Source organism: Treponema endosymbiont of Eucomonympha sp., from assembly GCF_001028545.1.
This window is the reverse complement of record NZ_BBPW01000342.1, coordinates 1-728: the sequence shown is the minus strand read 5'-3', so window position 1 is coordinate 728 and position 728 is coordinate 1. Positions and strand designations below refer to the sequence as shown.

Below are 728 nucleotides of genomic sequence, written 5' to 3'. Positions count from 1 at the left end.
AGACACTCATCAGGTAACGAACCCGTCTATCGACCGGCGCCGCGAGCCTATGGAAACGAAAGTCGCGCTGGGAAAGCGCCCCGCCAAACTGGAACGCAACGCGGACGGCTCGCTCGTTACGGCGCTGCCGCCGCTCATAGATATTTGACTTGCTCATACAAACTGCACGAAACACTTTGCATTCCGTGGTTTCTGACGGTTGTTCGAGAAACGGACATTTCCGAGCAACCGTTGTTATGATAAGAATCATACAGCATACAGCATGGATTCCTTTTATGCCGATAACGATATAAAAAAACGCTTGCCCTGTCAATACGCCGCATTGCTGCCGAGCGCCGTTTCCCCCGCATTATTGACAAAAACCCCAAAAAGCATAAAAGTTATGCCCGTGCGGAGATATGCCACATACACGATGCAAGAGGGGGAGGGACTATGGACAAGTTCTTTCACATCAAGGAACGCGGGTCGAGCGTCAGAACGGAGGTTGTCGGCGGCACGGTAACCTTCCTGTCAATGGTGTACATTCTGGCGCTCCAGCCCAGCATGATGAGCGCCGCCGGAATGCTGCCCGCCGCGGTGTTTACCGCTACCGCCATCTCGGCGGCACTGGCGACCGTCGTTATGGCGTTTGTCGCCAACGTGCCGATCGCGCTCGCGAGCGGGCTGGGAATCAACGCGTTTGTCGCGTTCACCCTATGCCGCGCTCGGGGGTATTCGGATCAGACTGC

The 728-nt window shown here is 55.8% G+C and carries 1 protein-coding gene; it reads left to right on the top strand.

All coding sequences use genetic code 11. The annotated features are described in order from the left end of the window. Positions 1–432: 432 nt before the first annotated feature. Positions 433–728: solute carrier family 23 protein (locus AWU74_RS06965; RefSeq protein WP_306701052.1), on the top strand; the 296-nt coding region annotated here is incomplete at its 3' end.